Origin of the sequence: Streptomyces sp. NPDC001851 (assembly GCF_040297165.1) — a bacterium.
In the GTDB taxonomy this organism is placed as follows: domain Bacteria; phylum Actinomycetota; class Actinomycetes; order Streptomycetales; family Streptomycetaceae; genus Streptomyces.
In genome coordinates this window covers 35,799-53,010 of record NZ_JBEOYR010000021.1, presented here as the reverse complement: position 1 = coordinate 53,010, position 17,212 = coordinate 35,799, and the positions used below count along the sequence as shown (strand labels likewise).

Below are 17,212 nucleotides of genomic sequence, written 5' to 3'. Positions count from 1 at the left end.
GGGATCCAGCGATGACTGTCACATCCCGGAACAACGGCCCCGCGCAGCCGGCCACCACCCGGCCCGGCGAGCTCGCGACCGGCCTCGTCGAGGAACTGGGCCTGCGGCCGATCATCCACGCGGGCGGTACCAAGACCACGATGGGCGGCACCAGGATCGACGTCGAGGTGCGCGATGCCATGTGGTCCGCATGCGATGTGTTCGTTCCGGTGGCCGAGCTCGCCAAGGCCACAGGAACCTACATCGCACAGATCACCGGAGCCGAGGCGGGCACCGTCACCAGCGGCGCAGCGGGCGCCTGCGTGCTGTCCATGGCGGCCTGCATGACGGGCACCGACAAGGCCCGCATCGCCCGGCTTCCCGACACCACCGGCATGCCCGACGAGCTCATCATCATGCGCACCCACGTCGGCCGCTACACGCATCTGTACCGCCGTGCGGGTGCGAGGATCATCGAAGTCGGCACGATGAACGAGTGCCACGGCTGGGAGATCTTCTCCGCCGTCACCGAGCGCACGGCGGCGATCGCATGGCTGGAGGGCCCAGGGATCCGCCAGGTCGGCCCGGGCCTGCGCGAGGTGTGCCGCGAGGCACGGCGGCTCGGCGTGCCCGTCATCGCCGACGTCGCGGCCATGCTGCCGCCGCGCGCCAACCTCCGCCGCTACGTGGAGGAAGGCGCCGACCTGGTGACGGTGAGCGGGGGCAAGGTGATCGGCGGACCGCAGAACACGGGGCTGCTCTACGGCCGGGCCGATCTGATCGCCGCGGCCGTCGCCAACAACAGCCCGCAGCAGGGCATCGGACGGCCGTTCAAGGTTTCGAAGGAGGACATGATCGGGCTGTACGTCGCACTGCGGCGCTTCGTCGCCCGGGACGAGTCGGCGCAGCTGGAGCGTTGGCGTCGGATGCTCGAGCCGATGGCGGCGAGCCTGCGCGGCAGCTACCCGGGCCGCGTGGAGATCCGGCACGACGAGCATCTGTTCCATGTTCCCATGCTCGTCATCGAGGACGTGGCGACCCACTGCGGGCGCAGCGCCTCGGCGGTCTCCGCCGAGCTGCTGGCCGGCGAGCCGCGCGTCTTCGTTCCCGGCGACGACAGCCGCGACCACCTCACCGTGAACCCGGTGAGCCTGCTCGCGGAGGAATTGCCCATAGTCGCAGCCCGCCTCGCCGATGTCCTCGGCTGAGCGGGACGGGGTGCGCGGGCCCGGGCCCGTCGCCCGGCTCAGGCGTGCCACGTCGGCCTCCAGGCCCGGCGTGCGCCCGCTCGCCGTGAGCGCGCTGATCGGGTCGACCGGATCGGGAGCCTTCCTCACCGGTGCGGCCCTGTTCTTCACCCGTGTCGTCGGGCTCACCGCGGCGCAGGCCGGGTTCGCGCTCTCGCTCTCGACCCTCGTCGGGCTGGGCACGATGATGCCGGTGGGGCGGCTGTCCGACCGTTACGGCCCCATCCCCACGTTCATGGTGCTCAACTCGCTGCGCGGAATCGGATACCTCTCGTACCTCTTCGTACACGGGTTCGGCCCCTTCCTCATCGCCGCGAGCCTGCTGGCGGTCGTCGACCGGGCGGCGCCGCCGGTGAACCAGGCGGTGGCCGGGCAGGTCTTCGCCGGGGTCGAGCGGACCAGGGCGCTGGCCCTCATCCAGAGCGTCCGCAACATCGGCTACTCGCTGGGCGTCGGCCTGGCCGGCCTGGCCGTCGCCATCGGCACTCCGGACGCGTTGCGCGCGCTGGTGGCCGCAAACGGGGTGTCGTTCCTGCTCACCGTTCCGCTCCAGGCTCAGCTGCGCCGCCTGGTTGCTCCGACTTCCGGCGACGCGGGCCGCGTAGCCGCGCGGCCTCGTGAGCTCCGGCGCACCCCGTGGCGCACCCCGTCATACGTCGCGATCATGGCGTCCAACACCGTGCTGCTGCTGAACATGGTGGTCACGAGCTTGCTGCTGCCGCTGTGGATCGTCGCCGAGACGCACGCGCCGCGCTGGACGGTAGCCGTGTGCCTCGGCGCGAATATGGTCATCACCGCGATCGGCCAGATCGGCGTGGCGGCGCGGGTGACGCGGTATGCCGCGGCGGCGAAGGGCCTGCGCTGGACGGGAGTGCTGCTGCTCGCGGGCTGCGTCCTGCTGGCGGTCGCAAGCAAGGGGACGAATACGGCGGAGACCGTCGCGGTGCTGCTGGCCGGAGTTGTGACCGTCAGCCTGGCCGAGATGGTGCAGACCGCCGCGAGCTGGACCGTGACGTTCGGGATCTGCGGGGACGAGGACCAGGGCGCCTCGCTCGCCTTCTTCGGGCTCGGTATGACGGCGAAGGACGTGCTCGGCCCCATGCTCCTGCTCGGCCTCGTGCTGCCCGCGGGCATACCGGGCTGGCTCGCCCTCGGTGCCTGTTTCACCGCGGCCGGAGTGGTGGCCGAAGCGGCGTCGATCCGGGCCGGGAAAACGGTCCGGCGACCGAGTGACGCGGAGCACCGAGCCGCTCCGGCGACCTGACGGCCGGCGAGACCGACGGAACCTAGGAGTGCGGAGAATGGATCTGCTGATCTCGGGCGACCCCCGGTTCGACCGGCACCTCGCGCGACTGTGGGAACGTGATCCCCTGCAGTACCCGCGCTACTCACGCCGCGAACTCGAGGCGGCCCGGCTGTACGCCGCGCGATCCTCCTTCGAGGACCGCTCAGCGCTCGTTCTGCTCGGCGGCGAACCCGTGGCGGGCATCCTGCTCACCGTCGAGACCGTCGCCGACGGCGGCACGGTGCTGTCCGCGTACGGTCGTCCGATCCACTTCCTGCACGCCGCTGAGCGCGACGCTGCGGAAGTAGCGAACGCGTGCAGGCTACTGAACCGTCACTTCGCGCAGGTGTACGAGAAGTCTGCCGCCCATTCCTACGTGTACCGCGACCACCTCGCAGGCGGCGTGCTCTCGCCGTTCGCACAGTGGCTGCTCCGGGAGGCCGGCGGCCGTCCGGAGCAGCGGTTCGCGCAGATACTCGATCTGAGTCGATCGGTCGAGCAACTGCTGGAGGGATCGAGCAAGTCCAACCGGCGCTACTACCGCAAGGCCGCCGACATGCTGAAGATGGAGGTCATCGAGGGCGAGGCGGCCACGGACGAGCACATCGAGGCGTTCCGCAGCATGCACACCGCCTTCCGCGGACGGCAGGTGCGTTCGGCGGCAGCATGGCACGCGATCCTCGACGCCGTGCGTGCCGGCGAGGGCTTCTTCGTGTTCGGATTCGCCGACGGCACCCTCGCGGCCTGCGATTACTTCGCGGGCACCGGCCGCACCTGCTATTCGGCCATCGGCGCCCTGGCCCCCGGGGTCGCGGAGCGCCACTGGGGCCACGCCACGGTATGGCGCGGTGTCTTCCACGCCCGCCAACTCGGCTGTGTGTACTTCGACATCGGCGAGCGCCTGTACGCCGGCATGCGCCCCGCGCCGTCTGACAAGTACCTGGCGATCAGCGACTTCAAGGCGGGCTTCGGCGGCGCAGTCGTTCCCCGCCTCGACATCCGCACCGGCGCGGCCTGATCAGCCGGCCGCAGTCCATGCCGGCCTTCCCGCCGTCCCGGGCCCGCGGGACCGGCCAATGTCGGAGAACGAGGCCACGACCGTGCACCAGAACGTCGCGAAGTGCGGGCGACGCCGGCCTGGACCGAGAGCGCGGTCGACACGAGGAAGGTCGACATGGACGAGGAGCTCGCCCGTCTGCTGAAGGGCGGGTAGTCGTGTCCCGCGCGTCACGGCGGTGCGGAGACGCCGCCCGGAGGCACGCGGACACCGTCCGCTTCGTCCTGTTCGAAGCACGTCCGGCCGGCTTGGAGTTCCACCAACCCGCCCGGGCCAGCGGCCTGTCACCCAGCCGGGTCCGTTCGGGGCTGGCGTGCTGAAGGACGAGGCGGCACAGGAGGCGTGGACGGGGGTGTGGACCATGACTGCGTTCGGGAACGCGCTGGTCAGGCGGGCGATGGCCTTTCGGCCGCGGTGCGATGAACCGTTGTCGACGACCCAGTAGACGCGCTTGGCGCTGGCGTAGGGCTCGGTGCTCATGACCTGGGTGACCAGGTTCATGAAGGGGACGATGCCGGTCCTGGGTTCGCAGCGGCCGAAGACCTTCGCGCGGTGGACGTCGTAGGCGGCCAGGTAGGCCAGCGCGCCGCCGCGGCCGTACTCGTGGTTGACGCGCATCGCCCAGGCCTGGCCCGGGCCCAGGGTCGGGTGGCAGCGGCAGCGGGCTTGGATGGAGGTCTTCTCGTCGCTGGAGATGACGTACTCGTCCTCGCCCAGGGGTTCGCCGTCGAAGGTACGGGCGTACAGGTCCAGCACGCGGGCGGCCTTGGCCTGGAAGTTCGGGTCGCGGATGAAGATCCAGGACCGGTACTGCCAGGGCTTGATCGCGTCGGCCTTGAGCCAGCGGCGCACGGTGGAGGCCGACATGGCCGTGGCGATGGCCCGGGCGACCACCTCGCGGGCCAGTTCCGGGCACGACCAGCGTGACAGCGGGGTCCCGGTCTCCACGGGTAACTGGCGGGCCAGCGTCTTGACTTCGGCGACCTACAGGGGAGTGAACGAGGGCGGTCGCCCCGAGCGCCTGCGGTCGGACAGGGCGGGCAGGCCGCCGGCGGCGAACCGGCCCCGCCAGGTGCGCACCGTGTCCACGTGCATCCGCGTCTGCGCGGCTATCCGGGCGTTGGGGCACCCTCGGGCCGCCAGAAGCAGGATGGTTGCCCGCTGCCGGGCCTGATGCGGTGTTTTGTGACCATAGGCCATCTTCTTCAGCCGGTGGCGCTCGGAGGCGGTCAGCACGACGGCCACGGCGGGGGTGACAGGCATGAGAGGAGGGCGGCCGTTCCTTTTGGGGCGGTGGGGCTGGTCTGTTGCAGATGCCCCCGACCGGTGGGTTCGGGTTCGGTGGCCTGCGGTTGTCGGTGAGGGCGTTTCAGGTTTCGGGATGGGCCAGGCGGCCGAGCAGGGCTACCGCGTCGTCGAGGGGTACCGGTTGGAAGAACCGCGCGTCGGCGCGCTCAACGGCGGCGATCGCGCGTGGGGCCAGGTCGGCGCCGGTGTCGGTGACGCGCAGTCGTTTGGCGCGGGTGTCGGCCGGGTCGACTTCACGCTCGATGAGTCCTTTGTGTTCCAGGGTGCGTAGTACCTGGGAGGTCATCTTGACGTCGGTGCCGGCTTGGCGGGCGAGGGCCAGTTGGTTGGGATGCTCGCCCTGGGTGTTGAGCCACCAGGTGCAGGCGAGCAGCACGAACTGCACGTGGGTGAGATCGAGCGGGGCCAGGGCTGTGGCGATGTCGCGCTGCCAGCGCAGGGTGGCGTGCCACAGCAGGAATCCGGGGCTGTCGCCGGGGCTGAGGGGCATCAGTGAAGCGCCAGCTCGGCCAGCGAGGCCATTGTCTCGGGCCAGTCGGCGGTGATGCCCGGGCCGATCTGCGGGCCGGCCTCGTCGGCGCCGGTGCCGGTGATCTCCATCCGGTACACCACGCGGATCCGGTTCTGGTCGATCCGGTCGATCCGGTGGGTGGTGCGCAGAAGCAGGCCGTTGAAGCGCGCCTCGTCGACGAATAGTTCGTCTTCGACCGCCTCGGCGATGTGCAGCAGTACCGGGTCGTCCCCGGGCGGCGTCATCGTGATCTGCGTGCCCGCCGCGAACGGGCCATTCGTCTCGATCTTCTCGATCTCGGCGTTCCAGGTGCCCCAGTTCTCAACGTCGGCCCATAGTCGCCAGATCGCCTCGGGGGTGGCACTGGTCTCGATGCTGTGCTCGTACTCCCACATGAGTGGTCTCCTCGACTAGGTGATCTATCCGTAGATTATCTATGCAGAGACTATCTGGCCAATGGTGCACGACCCCATCCCGCGGTGCCGCGATCGCCCACCCGAAGCACTGCCAGCGCCACCGAGAAAGTCCTGCCCCACGCATGCGAGCTCCGCCTCGCCGCCCAGGCATCCTCCCGGCCCTCCGGCACGGCACCCACTGCTGCGGCAAACCCACGAAGGATTTCCTGGCAGGTCGCTGGGCCGCCGCACTCGCGCTGCCCGCTGCGGTGTTCGTGATCGTCGCGGTGGCGGTTGTCGTGCTCGGCCCCGCCCAGCACGCACTCGACATTACGCTGCTGAGGACGAGGGCGGCGGCTGTGTCCACGGGGCCGGCTTTGGCGTGGACCGCAGCGGGGTTCCTCCTCGCGACCGCTGCCGTGGGCCTCGCGGTGACCGCAATGGGCGGCATCGTCATGGCCGCCTGGGGAGCGACGGGCACGGGCCTCGGCAGGCCGTTCACCGCACTGCGCGACCGGCGATGGCACCAGGCCACGGCGAAGGTGGACACCGCAGTCAGGGCTGTGCTGTCCGACCCCAACAACCGCCAGGCCAAGGCCAATGCGCGCCGCGCCGTGCTGCGCCGCGACGCGATCTCCGAGAGCGCACCGAACTGCCCGACGTGGGCGGGCGACCGGCTACGTGCCGTTGCCGACCGCGTCCACCACAACACCGGCCTCGACCTGACCACCACGTGGCCCAGGCTGTGGCTGGTGCTGCCGGACGCGGCACGGGTGGAAGTGACAACGATCCAGGAGCGGTGTGCCTCAGCCGCCCGCACGCGGGTGTGGGGCCTGGCCTATCTGGTCGTCGGCGCGTACTGGTGGCCTGCGCTCGTGCCAGGAATTTGGCTGTTGTTGCTATCGCGGCGGCGGATCCGTCACTCGGTTGGTGTGTACGCGGACCTGGTGGAGTCCTCGGTCGACATGTACAGCCGTGACGTCGCCAAACAACTCGGCTTCGAACTGACGGGGCGGCTGACCCCGGAGGTCGGCACGCAGATAGCCGAGGCGTTTCAGAGACATCAACCACGACCAAACCCGACCCAACAATAGCCCGTGCCGGTGGTGGTGCAGCCCATGGCGTGCAGGCTGTGGAGGCACCGGCCCGTCGGAACGGGGTGGCGCATCATTACTGCTCCGCCATGGGCGTCGACCCGCGGTGACTCGTCCAGGTTGCCTGCCCTGGTACGGCGGCCGACGCTCAAGCGACCAGCTGAAGATACGGGCGGATCTGTGGTGCCCGCTCACGGGCGAGCCGGTCGCCGTAACCCTTGCCGAGCGTACGGAATGCGCGGGCCGTGCCAACCTGCCTGTCGCACTCGGAGTCGGCGGTGGCCTGCGCCTGTTCGGCGCGGGTCAGCTCGCGCATGTCGGCAGGGGAAGAGTGCGCGTACGCCTCCATGACGTGGTTCCGGGCCGCAGCGAGACCCACGGCGTGACCAACGACGAACCTGATCGAGTGCCTGACCCAGGGCGCGGTGCGAGACGGGGCGGCGAATGGGGCGATCTCGCCGTGACAGGTGCGTTACGACGCGAGGGCGCCGACCTTGTTCGCAAGGGACGGCCATGGCGCCTGCCTCTGGAGGACGTCCTGCTGGTCGCCGCGTACTGGCGGACGAACCTGACAATGGCCGAACCGCTCTATCTGGTCCTGGTCGCCGACATCCTCTCCGACGACGACCGCCCACTCGTGCGGGCGGCCCCTCCCCAGCAACCGCAACGATTGCAAGGCGTGGCAGCTGTCCGGCGCGAAGGACGCCGTCGGTAAGACAACCGTCATCGCGGACGGCGGCTACCGGGGCACCGGACTGGTTATCCCGCACCGACGCGAACGCGGCCAGACCCAACTGCCGGCCTGGAGAGAGGAACACAACGCCTCCCACCGCAGAGTCCGCGCACGCGTCGAGCATGCCTTCGCCCGCATGAAGAGCTGGAAGATCCTGCGCGACCGCCGCCTCAAAGGTGACGGTGTCCACCACGCCATGCCCGGCATCTCCCGCCTGTACAACCTCGCCCTCACCGGACAACGGTAAGGCCAGCAGGCCATCCAGCACGTCACAGATCATTTACGGGACAGCTCTTAGGCGGACGTCAAACCTCAACTTTGACGCACGACTGTTCGTGCGAGGGTTGCTTGGCCTCCGACTCGGACTGGGTGTTCCAGGTGATCGGTGTTGTCGATGGTTGCCGTGATGGTGGATGGGTTGCCGAGGAGATCGCCCATGTCGACGGTGAGGCGGTCCGTGCCGAATCGGGCCATGTGCGCGGCCAGGCAGGCTGTGCTGTTGGCGTTGGCGATGTCCTCGGGGACGCCGATCGACGGGGCGAACATCCGAGCGGCTGCCCGGCCGTGCCGGTCCGGGATCGAGTAGGCGTAGCAGCCCAACAGGCCGTAGCGGTCGCAGACGGCACGTAGCAGGGCGAAGTCTGGGGAGAGGTCGGCCAATGCGGCGCGCGATCGGACTGGCAGGAGAAGCCTCGGCCGCCCGTTCGAGGCCACGCAGGCGTTGCCGACGACGGCTTCGTCAGCCAGGCCGAGGCCGGCTGTGACCGCCCTTAGCTCGGATGCCTGGGCGACGCGCAGGTTCACCGGGCCCGGGTCGAACGACGCTGTCACGCTGTCGCGGTTTCGGATGGCCCAGCCTTCGAAGCTGCGGCTCGTCGTACACAGCACGGCGTGGTGGTCGCTGCCGCCTTCGCGTATGGCGAGCAGCGCCAGGGCCGCGACGGTGCCGTGGCCGCAGGCAGGCAGTTCGCCTTCGGCGGTGAAGAACCGGAGCGAGTACGAGGGACGGCCGCGCTCAACTCCGGTGGCACGGATGAAGACGGCGTGCGAAGTGCCCAGTTCCCCGGGAATGCGGCATCGCTCCTCGTCGGTGAACGACGCTTCGTCGAGAACGGCGGTCGGGCTGCCGCCCCGGCCCTGCCGCTGACACGCGTCGATTACCACTACCTCGGGCATGGCACCGGGGCGGTCGTCAGCATCATCGTCAGGTCCAGCGCGGGCGCGCTGTGCGTCAACGCGCCGACCGAGATGAGGTCGACTCCCGTCTCGGCGATGGCGCGGACGCTGTCCAGACGGACGGTGCCCGAGGCTTCCAGCAGGATCCGGGAGGCGTCGGCACGCTCGGCCCGGATTCTCACGACCGTTTCGATGTCGGCCACCGGCATGTTGTCGAGCATGATCCAGCGGGCCCCGGCGTCGAGGGCCTCAACGGCCTGCGCCACGGTCTGCACTTCGACATCGGTCTCCCCCTTCTGCCCGGTGCGCGCCATCCCGCGCCGGACCGCGTCGATCGCGGTGGTCACGCCGCCTGCCGCGGCGATGTGGTTCTCCTTGAGCAGCACCATGGCCGCGAGGCTGAGCCGGTGGTTGTGGCCGCCGCCGACGGTCACCGCGTACTTGTCCAGGGCGCGCAGGCCCGGCGCCGTCTTGCGGGTGTCCAGGATGCGCGCCTCGGTCCCGGCCACGGCCTGGACGTAGCGGTCGGTGAGCGTCGCGATGCCGCACATGCGCTGCAGGAAGTTCAGCGCCGTACGCTCCCCGGTGATCAGGCTGCGCGCCGAGCCGGACAGGCGCACCAGGACATCGTCGCCGGTCAGCCGGGCGCCGTCGGGGACGAGCGCTTCCACTGTGACCTCGGGGTCGACCTGGGCGAAGACTTCGGCGACCACGGGGAGACCGCCGGCGATGCCGCATTGCCGGGCGCGGATCTCGGCCACGGCCGCCATGCCTTCGGGAACGCTCCACGTGGTGGTGATGTCCTGGCCCGACTCATCCTCGGCCAGGGCGGCGGCGACGGCGGTTCGCGCCGCCTGTGAGGGGAACTCTGTCATGGTCCGTGGTCTCCAGTCCTGTGGTTACGGGCCGAAAATCTGGGGTGTCCCGCGCGCGGACCGCTGCCAGAACCGGTTGCGCTGGCACCCTCGGCGGAAGTGGGTGGGGCGTCGGCAAGCTCGGCAGCCCACCGCCGCGACCACTCGGTGACAGAAGGCAGGGCCTCGCGGGCGTCGTGGCCGAGCGGGGTGAGGATGTAGCTGCCGTTGCACAGCACCTCGGCGAGTCGAGCCTCTTGGAGCTCTGTGAGCCTTCAGTGAAGATCCGACGGGACCTCGGTCAGTCGATGCCCTTCGACGATGCGGAAGTCGCGCTCGACGCCGTCGGAGAGGGCGACCAGCGCCTCCTGGTAGGCCGCACTCTCGCGCGCCGCGACGGCCTGCTCGAAGCTGTCGAACTCGATCAGGACGGTGCGCTCGGCGATTCCGGCGTCATGCGCCACGACCCGACCGCCAAGGACGAAGGTCCGACCGCCCCCGGCCTCGACGGCCCGGCGGGCCAGCTTGTTGTAAGCAGCCAGCTTTTCAGGGTCTGAAATGGTGCGGTAGACGCTGACCCAGTAGCCCTTGGGTATGGAACCTCCAGTGGTGGGATGAGTGCATCTGACTTACGGGCTGGTCTCGGACGAGCGTCGGCGGGCGAGAGCGAGGCTTGTCAGCGCCGTGATCGCCATGGCGCCGGTGCCGACCAGCGCCGCGGTGGTGTAGGCGCTGTCGTCGGGGAAGAGGTGGCCGGGGCCGGTGCCCGCGGCGAGGATCAGGCCGCCGATGGCGCTGCCCAGGGAGTACCCGACGCTGCGGACGACGTAGTTGAAGCTCATGGCGCTCGACGTCTCGCTCTTGGGGGTGACGGCCAGGATGACGCCGGGCATCGCGGCCGAGAAGCCGCCGACGCCGAAGCCGAGCACGCCCATCGCCGCGAACAGTTCGGCCAGGTTCGACCGGGCCGCCGCGAACAGGGCGAACCCGCCGCCGACCACGACGGCGCTGCCGGCCAGGAGCAGGGGGTCGGCGATCCGCGTCCGGACCCGCGGCGTGAGCTTGCCGGCGACGAACCCCAGCACCGAGAACGGGATGAGGACCAGCCCGGCGACGAAGGTCGTCAGCCCGAAGCCGTAGCCGGCGCCGTGCGGCGTCTGCGCGTACCGGGTGATGAGCGTGAGCAGGAGGTACATGCCGATCCCGCCGACGAACATGGCGAGGTTCGCCCCGGCGACCGCAGGGTGCCGCACCGCCCGCACATCGATCAGGGGCGTCGTGCTGCGCAGCTCGATGACGGCCCAGAGGCAGAGCAGCACCACCGCGACGACTGCGAGGCCCGCCGCCACGGCGAGGTGCCGGCTCCACAGATTCCGTTCGCCGGCGAGGAACAGCACCAGGAGCAGTGCAGCAGCCAGGACGACCGCGCCTGCCACGTCCACGTGGGCCGAGCGGCCTTCGGGGGCTTCGGGGATGGAGCGCCACGCGGTCAGGAGGGCGGCGGCGGTGACGACCAGGCCGAGGCCGTAGGCGGCCCGTACCCCGCCGAACTCGGCGAGCAGTGCGGCCAGCGGGTAGCCGACGCCGGCCCCGATGATCGAGACCACCGAGATCAGGGCGATCACGGCGGCGCTGCGCTCCTCGGGGAGGCGGTCCCGCGCCACGCCCATCATCAGCGCCGTCAGCCCGAGCCCGACGCCCTGGGCCGCCCTGCCGGCCAGCAGCCACGCGAACGGCAGCGGCAGCACGGTGAGCGCGCTGCCGGCGACGACGACCGCCAGCGTGGCGAGGATCGTGGCCCGCCGGTGCGGGCCGGCTCCGAGCCGGCCCAGGACCGGCGTGGCGACGGCGCCGCTGAGCAGCGCGGCGGTCAGCGTCCACTGCGCGCTTCCGAGCGAGACGTGGAACGAGGTCGCCACGCTGGTGATGAGCGGCGTCCCGAGGCTGGAGACCGCCGCCACGACCAGAGCGATGAACAGCAGGGCGGGGACCAGCGGCCGCGCCTCGGAACGCGCCACCGGGAACGCCTTCACCGCGCCCCCGCCGACCGGCTGCCCGGTCACTGCTTCGGCCCTTCGCGTTCCTGGCTGTCGAGCTCTGCCAGATGCTTCAGCGCCGGAAGGGCCGCCACCAGCGCCTCGACCTCGTCGTCGGTGAGCTCGCCGATCAATCGCTCGAACGCGTGGACGCCCGCCTGGCGCCGCGTCCGGACATAGGAGGCGCCGGCCTCGGTCAGGCACACCAGCGTGACCCGCTTGTCGGACGCGTCGCCCCGCCGCTCGACCAGGCCGGACTCCTCCAGCACCCGGACCAGGGCGGTCATCGCGGGCTGGGTGACGCCCTCGACCGCGGCCAGATCGGTGATGCGCCGCGGGCCGCTCCGGTCCAGGGTGGCCAGGGTGGCGGCGGACGTCAGGCTCATGTCCCGGGGCAGGCGTCTCGCGGCCCTGGTGGCCAGGCCGTAGAGGGCTGCCCCGATGGCGGCGGACGCACCAGGAGTGGTGTCTTGACGACTCATGCTCGAAGCATAGCAGTTTTATATTCATAGTTTATGTAAATGGGTGACTGGCGCGGGCGGCCTCGACCGCTGGGAGCCGGTGCCGGTGCCGGTGACGTGCCGATGCCGCGTTCAGCCCGGACCCGTCGTGCGCGAGCGGGCCCGCTCCGAGCGGCGTTGCCTAGATCGGTCAACTGCACGAACGGTACGGCGCGGTGCGGTCCGCGGCGGCGGGCAGCGCCCGGACGTTGGCGCCGCCGGTGATCTGACGGCGGAGGCGTTCGATCTCCTCGTGCTGGGCGGCCGGCCGAGAGATCGCCAGCTGCTTGAATCCGGTGAGCTGCTCCACGAGCTGGTCGCGGTCCGCGACACGCCTCTTCAGTTCCTCTCGCTCGGCCTTCAGCCGCTCGATCCGTGCCTCGCGCGGGTCGACGACCTTCCCGGCCTGCTGGAGTTCGTGCACCCGGCGCTCGAACGCTTCGGCCAGATGCTGGTAGGCCCCGGGCCTGGGGGTGCCATCGCGGTTCTTCTTTGGGTAGAAGCCGGTGCGGGTCACTCCGGCGACCGCGGCGAGCGTCTTGAGGGCGGTCTTGCCGCCCGGCGGCAGACTGCCGCTCAAGGTCCGCTCCATCGCGGCTCGGATCGCGGCCTGCGGTTCGGGCAATGGCTCCGGGGGACGGTTGCGGCCGTCCCGAACCCTGGCGCGATCGGGATCTTCGTCGACGTCCGTCGTCCGGTCATCGGTTTCATCGACGTTCTGCTGCTACCTACGGTCGTAGAACGCCGGGTCGAGCAAAGGGTCCGAAGGCGAGTTCGAGGTGTCGTGGGCGGATCAGCGACCGCAGGTGCGACTCAAGTCCGTGGACCTGCAATTGCTGCGTGACGACTTCGGCCGAGCGGCAGGCGAAATGGAGGCGGGCTGCCCGGAGACGGTGCCAGTGGACCGCCCTGGGATCGATGCGGCGGCGACCGCTCTTCGGGGTGAAGGCGTGGTCCAGGAAACACTGCGCGCAGCAGGCTGGCGGCCGGGACGGCGTATCCCGATCGACTGATGGCGCGAGAGGCTCGAGAAGAGCAGCCTCATCCGGATGCACGATGCCGCTGAAGCCTTCCTGACGGAAAGGAGCCGCTTGGCGGCATCGCCGTCGAGCCGACCGACCACGGCCTCGGACGTTCCCGGGGCGAGCTGACCACAAAGATCCACCTTGCCGTCGAACAGGGGCAGAAGCCTCTGTCTGTACTGATCACGGCCGGGCAGCGGGGTGACTCGCCGCAGTTCGGGCCGGTCCTGGAGGCTTCGGGTACCTCGACTCGGTCCTGGCCGGCCTCGCAGTCGACCGGACCGGGTGCGGGCTGACAAGGCGTACGACTCCCGCCGCAACCGAGCGTACCTGCGAGGACGCGGAATCAAGGCGACCATCCCGGTCCCGGCGGACCGCGTCCGCAATCGTCTGAAGCCAGGCTCCCGAGGCGGTCGGCCGCCGAAGTTCGACAAGACCGACTACCGCGAGCGCCACGCCGTCGAGTACGGAATCAATCGTCTCAAGCGCCACCGGGCCGTCGCCACGAGGTACGACAAGCTCGCCGTCCGCTACGAGGCGACAGTGCTGGTCGCAGTCCTCAACGAGTGGCTGTGACCAGCACTTTCCCAAGAGACCCTAACCGACACGCCTGGGCGAGTGCCCCGGTATCTGCCCCGCGCCCTGGGTCAGGCACTCGATCAGGTAGTCGCCCGTGTCCTCGTCGTTGGTCACGCCGTGGGTCTCGCTGCGGAAGCCGGGGAAGCGGCGGTCGAAGGACTCCAGGGCGGTGAGATAGCGCAGCAGCGGGCCGTCGGGTGCGCCGATGGACTCGCCCGGCATCAGGACCGGGATGCCAGGCGGGGTGACCGTCACCATGGCGGCCGCCACCCGGCCCGCCGCCTCCGAGATCCGGACCCGCTCGGTGTCACCCCGCACTAGCCGCTGGTAACAGTGCTGAGGTGGCGCCACGGGCTGCGGGAGCTGCTGGAAGGCCGTGTCCAGAAGCTCCACCAGGCGCACCGAGCGCAGTTGCTCGTGCATCTCCTGGCACAGCCCGCGCAGGGTCAGGCCCGCGTACCGGCGGGGATGCGCGGCGACGGCCTCCGGCAGGACCCGCTCCAGTGGGGCGTCGGCGTCGTAGAGGGCCTTGAAATCCGTCAGGGCGTCCAGCAGGGTGCCCCACTTGCCCTTGGTGATGCCCATGGAGAACAGGATCAGCGTGGTGTAACTGTCGGTCTTCTCCACCACAATTTTCCGGGTGGCCAGATAGGCGGTGAGCACCCGGGCCGGGATGCCCTCCTCGGCCATCTCGCCGGTGGCGCTGATCCCCGGACAGGTCAGCGTGACCTTGACGGGGTCCAACATGCAGTGGCCCTCGGTCAGCCCGGGGAAACCGTGCCAGTCGACGCCGGGCTCCAGCAGCCAGCAGGACTGCTCGGTGCGCAGGAGCTCCGGCGGGGCTTCCTCGAACGGCAGCCGTTCGCCGGTCGCCGGGTCGGTGACCGTGTCCGGCTGCCACACCCCGAAGAACCACGGCGGCCGGTCCCCGGCGCTCTCGATCCGCCGTCGCAGGCGCACCATCTCCTGACGGAAGCGGATCGCCTCGGTCACCGCCTCGTCGATCAGCCACTCGCCCTGCGGCCCGTCCATCATCGCCGTCGCCACGTCGAGCGAGGCGATCATCGGGTAGAGGGGCGAGGTGGTGCCGTGCATCATCAGCGCCTCGTTGAACCGGTCATGCTCCACCGGTGCCCGCGGTGCGGGTCGCATGTGCACCATCGCGCTCTGCGACAGCGCCGCCAGCAGCTTGTGCGTGGACTGGGTGGCGAACACGGTCGGGCGGTCCGGGCCGGGGAAGGCATCCTCATCCACCGACATGCCGTAACGGCCGGCGTAGAGCGGGTGGAAACGGGCGTACGCGAACCACGCCTCGTCGAAGTGCACCCGGGGCGTGCTGGCGGCGAACGCGCGAGCGGTGGCTACGGCGTCGTAACTCAGGCCGTCGTAAGTGGAGTTGGTGAACACCGCGTACTGCGGGTGCGGGGACACCGCGCCCTCGGTGAGCGGATGCGCGGCGATCCGGGCCGCCACCGCGTCCGCGGCGATCTCGGCCGGGGGCAGCGGTCCCGCCAGGCCGTAGCCGTTACGGGTGGGGACCAGGTAGACCGGCCGGGCACCCGAGACAACCAAGCCGTGCAGCACGGACTTGTGGCAGTTGCGGTCCACCAGCGCGATCTCGTCGCGGGTGACGCTGAAATGGCCTACCAGGCGATTGCACGTCGAGTCGCCGTGCAGCACGAAGTAGGTGAGTTTGGAGCCGAACACACGGGCCGCGTTGCGCTCCGCCTCGCCGATCGGGCCGGTGTGCTCGAACAGCGAGCCCAGTTCCTCGACCGAGATCGACAGGTCGCTGCGCAGCAGCCGCTCTCCGAAGTAGTCGTGGAAGGCGCGTCCCGCCGGCGACTTGAGGAAGGCGACACCGCCGGAGTGGGCCGGGGTGTGCCAGGAGTATTCGTGGGCGTCGTCGAAGCGGCGCAGTGCCCGGAAGAACGGCGGCAGCACGGATTCCCGGTAGGCGTGGGCGGCGGTGGTGATGCGGCCCGCGATGAAGCCCGGGGTGTCCTCCAGCGGCCAGACGTAGCCCACGACCGACTCGGACACCCACAGCGGCAGGTCCCCCAGGCCCTCGTCGGCCATCACCAAGAAGACCGGCAGGTCCCGGAATCGGCGGCCGATCCGGCGCAGCACAGCGCCGCCGCCCGGGGTCCCGTCGAGAGTGCTGCCCGGCCGGGCGAGTGTGCCTCCCGGCGCGGCGGGCGCGGCGCCGGGCCCGTCACCGGCGGCCCTGGGAAGGTCCCAGGCCACCAGCGCCGCCGCCAGACCAGCCTCGGTGCGCAGTACCGCGTCCGCGTCCTCCGCCGTTACCGCCCACCGGACTTCGAAGCCGCCCGCCTCGATCGCGTCCCGGATCTTCCGTAACTGCTGGGGCCCGGCGCCCTCGCCCCGAGGGTGTTCCGGTACCGCGACCAGGATCCTGCTGTCGGCCATGCGCTCTCCCGCCCCCCACTGCGGCGCCCCGGCCGCCCCGGCCAGTGTCCTGGCGGCGCACCGGGCAGAACGGCGGCCGGGACGGCAAACCACCGCTATGGCGGAAACCGCCGTCGCGACGTTGACTTTCGCAACACGCCCCAAAGGGGGTTGCACAAGGCCCTGAGCTGGGCACCTCCTGGCTATGGCCGCGGTGTTACGTGCTGAGCGGTGTGGGTGGAGACGTTCACGGGGCTTCGGATGACGCAGTTTTCGGGTCTGTTGAAGGTGGTGCGCGAGCGGGGAGGCGACGGCACGCTGCGGGGCCGGCCGTGGTCGTTGCCGCTTGCCGAGCGGGTCCTGATGGTCGCTGTGTATTGCCGAACGAACCTGACCATGCGGCAGCTGGGCCCGCTGTTCGGCGTCTCCTCGTCCACGGTCTGCGGTGTGATCCAGCGGTTGGGACCGCTGCTCGCGCTGGAGCCCGTCGCCCGCCGGGCCGATGCTCCAGACCGGATATGGATCGTGGACGGCACCCTCATCCCGGTCCGTGACCGCGGCGTGGGCGCCTCCTCCCGTAACTACCGGTTCTCAGCAAACGTGCAAGTCATCGGGGACGCGGAAACCCGCCTCGTGGTGGCGGCGGCCCGTCCGGTGCCCGGCAACACCGCGGATGCCAGGGCATGGCGGGACTCCGGTCTGGCCGAGCACTGCCACGGCGTGACCGTGCTCGGCGACGGTGCCTACATCAACACCGGTCTCATCGTCCCGCATCGCAAACACCCCGGACGAGCGCTGCTGAAAGGCGAGGAAGAGGACAACGCCGACCACCGCAAAATCCGCGCACGTGTCGAGCACGTCTTCTCCCTGATGAAGAACTACAAGATCCTCCGCGACTGCCGCCAGCGCGGCGACGGCCTCCATCACGCGGTCCAGGCCGTCGCCCGCATGCAGAACCTCGCCCTCGCCGCATGACCCACCAAGCCCCGATCCCTGCCTCACGCTGCTTGATCACGGCCTTGTGCAA

18 protein-coding genes and 3 pseudogenes are annotated in these 17,212 nt (G+C 70.3%); 10 read left to right on the top strand and 11 right to left on the bottom strand.

Annotated elements, in window-relative coordinates; translation table 11 throughout:
- Nucleotides 1-11 precede the first annotated feature (11 nt).
- The 5 genes and pseudogenes from ABT171_RS28205 to ABT171_RS28185 form a co-directional block, all read left to right on the top strand.
- Nucleotides 12-1,187: a hypothetical protein gene (locus ABT171_RS28205; protein WP_351248575.1), complete on the top strand. Its 1,176-nt coding sequence runs from the start codon at nt 12-14 to the stop codon at nt 1,185-1,187.
- The gene (locus ABT171_RS28200; RefSeq protein WP_351248573.1) at nt 1,174-2,490 is read left to right on the top strand and encodes an MFS transporter; all 1,317 of its coding nucleotides are present in this window, start codon (nt 1,174-1,176) and stop codon (nt 2,488-2,490) included. Before ABT171_RS28205 ends, ABT171_RS28200 begins: the two co-directional genes overlap by 14 nt.
- Before the next feature lie 37 nt (nt 2,491-2,527).
- Entirely contained in the window at nt 2,528-3,529 is a 1,002-nt protein-coding gene (locus tag ABT171_RS28195) for a GNAT family N-acetyltransferase (protein WP_351248571.1), read from the top strand.
- A gap of 102 nt (nt 3,530-3,631) precedes the next feature.
- Nucleotides 3,632-3,724 carry a DUF6192 family protein gene (locus ABT171_RS28190; protein ID WP_351248569.1) on the top strand — a complete coding sequence of 31 codons (93 nt, stop codon included), beginning with the start codon at nt 3,632-3,634 and terminating at the stop codon, nt 3,722-3,724.
- Between the two features lie 2 nt (nt 3,725-3,726).
- Nucleotides 3,727-3,914 (top strand): annotated as a pseudogene (locus ABT171_RS28185) (RacP protein); the annotation flags it as partial.
- A gap of 638 nt (nt 3,915-4,552) precedes the next feature.
- Here the strand turns inward: ABT171_RS28185 and ABT171_RS28180 are convergent.
- The 3 genes from ABT171_RS28180 to ABT171_RS28170 form a co-directional block, all read right to left on the bottom strand.
- Nucleotides 4,553-4,831 carry a helix-turn-helix domain-containing protein gene (locus ABT171_RS28180; RefSeq protein ID WP_351248567.1) on the bottom strand — a complete coding sequence of 93 codons (279 nt, stop codon included), beginning with the start codon at nt 4,829-4,831 and terminating at the stop codon, nt 4,553-4,555.
- 106 nt (nt 4,832-4,937) lie between these two features.
- On the bottom strand, nt 4,938-5,366 hold the full coding sequence (locus tag ABT171_RS28175) for a MarR family winged helix-turn-helix transcriptional regulator (RefSeq protein WP_351248565.1): 429 nt from the start codon (nt 5,364-5,366) through the stop codon (nt 4,938-4,940).
- Nucleotides 5,366-5,782, bottom strand: coding sequence for an SRPBCC family protein (locus ABT171_RS28170; RefSeq protein WP_351248563.1), 417 nt, complete (start codon nt 5,780-5,782; stop codon nt 5,366-5,368). The genes ABT171_RS28175 and ABT171_RS28170 overlap by 1 nt, the downstream gene beginning before the upstream one ends.
- 269 nt (nt 5,783-6,051) lie before the next feature.
- Between ABT171_RS28170 and ABT171_RS28165 the strand changes: the two genes are divergently transcribed.
- The gene (locus ABT171_RS28165) at nt 6,052-6,876 is read left to right on the top strand and encodes a hypothetical protein (protein ID WP_351248561.1); all 825 of its coding nucleotides are present in this window, start codon (nt 6,052-6,054) and stop codon (nt 6,874-6,876) included.
- Between the two features lie 148 nt (nt 6,877-7,024).
- Here the strand turns inward: ABT171_RS28165 and ABT171_RS28160 are convergent, their stop codons facing one another.
- Nucleotides 7,025-7,192: a hypothetical protein gene (locus tag ABT171_RS28160; protein ID WP_351248559.1), complete on the bottom strand. Its 168-nt coding sequence runs from the start codon at nt 7,190-7,192 to the stop codon at nt 7,025-7,027.
- A 66-nt stretch (nt 7,193-7,258) separates the two neighbouring features.
- Here ABT171_RS28160 and ABT171_RS28155 point away from each other — a divergent pair.
- Nucleotides 7,259-7,856: pseudogene (locus ABT171_RS28155) on the top strand (transposase).
- Between the two features lie 65 nt (nt 7,857-7,921).
- Here ABT171_RS28155 and ABT171_RS28150 read toward each other — a convergent pair.
- From ABT171_RS28150 to ABT171_RS28125, 6 genes are all read right to left on the bottom strand, one after another.
- Entirely contained in the window at nt 7,922-8,785 is an 864-nt protein-coding gene (locus tag ABT171_RS28150; protein ID WP_351248557.1) for a PhzF family phenazine biosynthesis protein, read from the bottom strand.
- Nucleotides 8,773-9,660: a carboxylating nicotinate-nucleotide diphosphorylase gene (nadC, locus tag ABT171_RS28145; protein WP_351248555.1), complete on the bottom strand. Its 888-nt coding sequence runs from the start codon at nt 9,658-9,660 to the stop codon at nt 8,773-8,775. Before nadC ends, ABT171_RS28150 begins: the two co-directional genes overlap by 13 nt.
- Nucleotides 9,661-9,914: 254 nt before the next feature.
- Nucleotides 9,915-10,235, bottom strand: a complete 321-nt coding sequence (locus ABT171_RS28140) for a DUF1330 domain-containing protein (protein WP_351248748.1) — start codon at nt 10,233-10,235, stop codon at nt 9,915-9,917.
- Between the two features lie 33 nt (nt 10,236-10,268).
- Nucleotides 10,269-11,702 (bottom strand): MFS transporter, encoded by a 1,434-nt coding sequence (locus ABT171_RS28135; RefSeq protein ID WP_351248553.1) that lies wholly within the window; start codon nt 11,700-11,702, stop codon nt 10,269-10,271.
- Nucleotides 11,699-12,157 (bottom strand): MarR family winged helix-turn-helix transcriptional regulator, encoded by a 459-nt coding sequence (locus ABT171_RS28130; RefSeq protein ID WP_503076917.1) that lies wholly within the window; start codon nt 12,155-12,157, stop codon nt 11,699-11,701. Before ABT171_RS28130 ends, ABT171_RS28135 begins: the two co-directional genes overlap by 4 nt.
- Before the next feature lie 169 nt (nt 12,158-12,326).
- A complete protein-coding gene (locus ABT171_RS28125) occupies nt 12,327-12,755 on the bottom strand; it encodes a hypothetical protein (RefSeq protein WP_351248551.1) in 429 nt (142 codons plus the stop codon).
- Between the two features lie 241 nt (nt 12,756-12,996).
- Between ABT171_RS28125 and ABT171_RS28120 the strand changes: the two genes are divergently transcribed.
- Together ABT171_RS28120 and ABT171_RS28115 are read left to right on the top strand one after the other, a co-directional pair.
- A complete protein-coding gene (locus ABT171_RS28120; RefSeq protein WP_351248549.1) occupies nt 12,997-13,188 on the top strand; it encodes a hypothetical protein in 192 nt (63 codons plus the stop codon).
- 104 nt (nt 13,189-13,292) lie between these two features.
- Nucleotides 13,293-13,773 (top strand): annotated as a pseudogene (locus ABT171_RS28115) (IS5 family transposase); the annotation flags it as partial.
- Between the two features lie 21 nt (nt 13,774-13,794).
- Here ABT171_RS28115 and ABT171_RS28110 read toward each other — a convergent pair.
- Complete coding sequence (locus ABT171_RS28110; protein ID WP_351248547.1) at nt 13,795-16,206, bottom strand: Orn/Lys/Arg family decarboxylase; 2,412 nt, start codon at nt 16,204-16,206, stop codon at nt 13,795-13,797.
- A gap of 240 nt (nt 16,207-16,446) precedes the next feature.
- Between ABT171_RS28110 and ABT171_RS28105 the strand changes: the two genes are divergently transcribed.
- On the top strand, nt 16,447-17,160 hold the full coding sequence (locus ABT171_RS28105) for a transposase (RefSeq protein WP_503076909.1): 714 nt from the start codon (nt 16,447-16,449) through the stop codon (nt 17,158-17,160).
- The last annotated feature ends 52 nt before the right edge of the window (nt 17,161-17,212 follow it).

Excerpts from the sequence above, each read along its gene's own strand:
- ABT171_RS28205 (WP_351248575.1), top strand. The coding sequence starts at position 12 with ATGACTGTCACATCCCGGAACAACGGCCCCGCGCAGCCGGCCACCACC.
- ABT171_RS28200 (WP_351248573.1), top strand. The coding sequence starts at position 1,174 with ATGTCCTCGGCTGAGCGGGACGGGGTGCGCGGGCCCGGGCCCGTCGCC.
- ABT171_RS28195 (WP_351248571.1), top strand. The coding sequence starts at position 2,528 with ATGGATCTGCTGATCTCGGGCGACCCCCGGTTCGACCGGCACCTCGCG.
- ABT171_RS28180 (WP_351248567.1), bottom strand. The coding sequence starts at position 4,831 with ATGCCTGTCACCCCCGCCGTGGCCGTCGTGCTGACCGCCTCCGAGCGC.
- ABT171_RS28175 (WP_351248565.1), bottom strand. The coding sequence starts at position 5,366 with ATGCCCCTCAGCCCCGGCGACAGCCCCGGATTCCTGCTGTGGCACGCC.
- ABT171_RS28170 (WP_351248563.1), bottom strand. The coding sequence starts at position 5,782 with ATGTGGGAGTACGAGCACAGCATCGAGACCAGTGCCACCCCCGAGGCG.
- ABT171_RS28160 (WP_351248559.1), bottom strand. The coding sequence starts at position 7,192 with ATGCGCGAGCTGACCCGCGCCGAACAGGCGCAGGCCACCGCCGACTCC.
- ABT171_RS28150 (WP_351248557.1), bottom strand. The coding sequence starts at position 8,785 with ATGCCCGAGGTAGTGGTAATCGACGCGTGTCAGCGGCAGGGCCGGGGC.
- nadC (WP_351248555.1), bottom strand. The coding sequence starts at position 9,660 with ATGACAGAGTTCCCCTCACAGGCGGCGCGAACCGCCGTCGCCGCCGCC.
- ABT171_RS28130 (WP_503076917.1), bottom strand. The coding sequence starts at position 12,157 with ATGAGTCGTCAAGACACCACTCCTGGTGCGTCCGCCGCCATCGGGGCA.
- ABT171_RS28110 (WP_351248547.1), bottom strand. The coding sequence starts at position 16,206 with ATGGCCGACAGCAGGATCCTGGTCGCGGTACCGGAACACCCTCGGGGC.
- ABT171_RS28105 (WP_503076909.1), top strand. The coding sequence starts at position 16,447 with ATGACGCAGTTTTCGGGTCTGTTGAAGGTGGTGCGCGAGCGGGGAGGC.